This is a genomic window from Terrisporobacter sp. (genome assembly GCF_017888745.1).
GTDB lineage: Bacteria > Bacillota > Clostridia > Peptostreptococcales > Peptostreptococcaceae > Terrisporobacter.
Genome location: NZ_JAGHFM010000369.1, coordinates 1 through 1990 on the forward strand (window position 1 = coordinate 1; position 1990 = coordinate 1990).

At 22.6% G+C, this 1990-nt stretch carries 2 protein-coding genes; both read right to left on the reverse strand.

Annotated features, from left to right (window positions below):
• The coding region (locus J7G74_RS16095) for a DUF3785 family protein (protein ID WP_297137237.1) at window positions 1–384 on the reverse strand (384 nt) is incomplete at its 3' end.
• A 151-nt stretch (window positions 385–535) separates the two neighbouring features.
• Window positions 536–1459, reverse strand: coding sequence for a transglycosylase domain-containing protein (locus tag J7G74_RS16100; RefSeq protein WP_297137241.1), 924 nt, complete (start codon window positions 1457–1459; stop codon window positions 536–538).
• Between the last annotated feature and the right edge of the window lie 531 nt (window positions 1460–1990).

Genomic DNA, 1990 nt, shown 5'->3' on the forward strand with positions numbered 1-1990 from the left:
ATCTTCACAGTGTTTACATACTATTATACTTACAATATAACTATCATCTACTAAATTAGCTCTGTATAGCTTATTAAATGATTTTCCTTTGTAATCTTTATCTATAGTACTGATTACATATTTTCCACATTTTGTATAAATATAAAAATGATATTCTAAGAACGGGAAAAATTTTTCTTTTTCTTTTACACCAGCTAAACATTTTGGGCAAGCTTCCATATAATACTCTTCATCAAAAACTATATTTTCTGAAGAATTATTTAATAATTCTAATATAATATCCTTATTTATATTAAATACTGGTTTTTCTTCATCGTTAATTAATTCATCAAAATTATTATCATTTAGTATATATTCTTTCTCATCAAAAGTAAATTTAAACATTTTTACACCTCTATAATTTTTTACTTATTCAAGCTTCATAAGTATTTTATTATACTTTATTATAATATTAAATAATTAAATATCAAGTATAAAAGTAAAAATTTTCTATACATAATAAAATATCAATAAGACTAGCTTATTTATATTTTATTTAGGCTATTTCTGATTTAAAAGGTGTTGGATCATTTAGTGCTTCCATATATTGATCATAATCTATATACCCCAAGTCATACATATGTTTAAGCACAACTTTTTGTCTTCTTTTTGCCTCATCGTGTTGCATATATCTAGCAGGGTTATTAGTTATTCCAGCTAACATAGCACACTGAGCTAAATTTAAGTCTCTAACATCTTTATTAAAATAAGTTTTGGCAGCATCAGATACACCATAGCTTGCTTTACCAAAATAAATATTATTTAAATAAGCACCCAGTATTTCATCCTTTGTCATAACCTTATTCATTTGAATAGCATTATTAATATCTCTAATTTTTCTCTTTACTGACTTAGTATCATTAGTTAATAGATTTTTTGATACTTGCATATCTATTGTACTACCACCTTGTGTAGTATCAGTGAAAATATTATTAACTACAGATCTGACTAAAGATTTAATATCTACTCCGTTATGTTCATAAAATCTTCTATCTTCTGTAGCAACAATGGCATTTTTTAAGTTTTCTGGTATTTCATTTATATCTACTACATTTTTACTTATATAGTTACTATAAACTAAATCTTTAGTTATTTTAGGAGTACCTGCAACAAATAATGCTACAATGCCTGTAGCAAATATACTTCCTACAAAAGTTAAAATTAAAATAAAAGTCAAAACTTTTTTTATAAGTATATTTCTCTTTTTTCTTTTTTTATCTCTTTTTCTATAATATATTTCTTTTTTTATTTCATTATCATTATTTTTTTCTTCTTTATTTTTTACCTCTTGTGTACTTCTTTTTAGATATTGTGTTTTTTCTTTTTTTTCTACATTTTCTGGTAATGGGCTCTTATGTGAATTGTTAGAACTAACCTTTTTACGTCTTATCCTATTTTCACTACTATCATAATAACTCATATATACCTCCTTCTTTATTAAATTAATTATACATTGTCTATTTAAATAAATCAAAGTACAAAATTGTAATATTAAGTCATAAAATAGTAAATGTATATTACCTATAAATTTAAACTATTTTCCTTATAATAAAAAAAGGCCTTTATAAGATTTAAGACCTTCTAATGATATAAATTAATTACTTTTTAACCATTTCTTTTTTATATCATATAATTCTTTATTTAAACTTTCATTGTTAGAATAAAATCTAGCTTAAATTAATTAATATGTTCAAAATTGAAATTAAATTTTTTAAATATTTTTCAAAATACAGTTGCAAAATTTGTCGAATTTTGTTATTATAAATGTACAGTTATTTCCCCAATAACTGATTACTCCCCAAATAAAATATATTCCCTAATAAACCCCTTTTTATAATATATTTTAGAGCCCTTGCTTGATCGGTTAAAGCAAGGGCATTTTTATTTCAAAAAATACTTTAATCAAAATCTTTTATTCATTTTATATTTCTAAATTAATAAATATTAATTG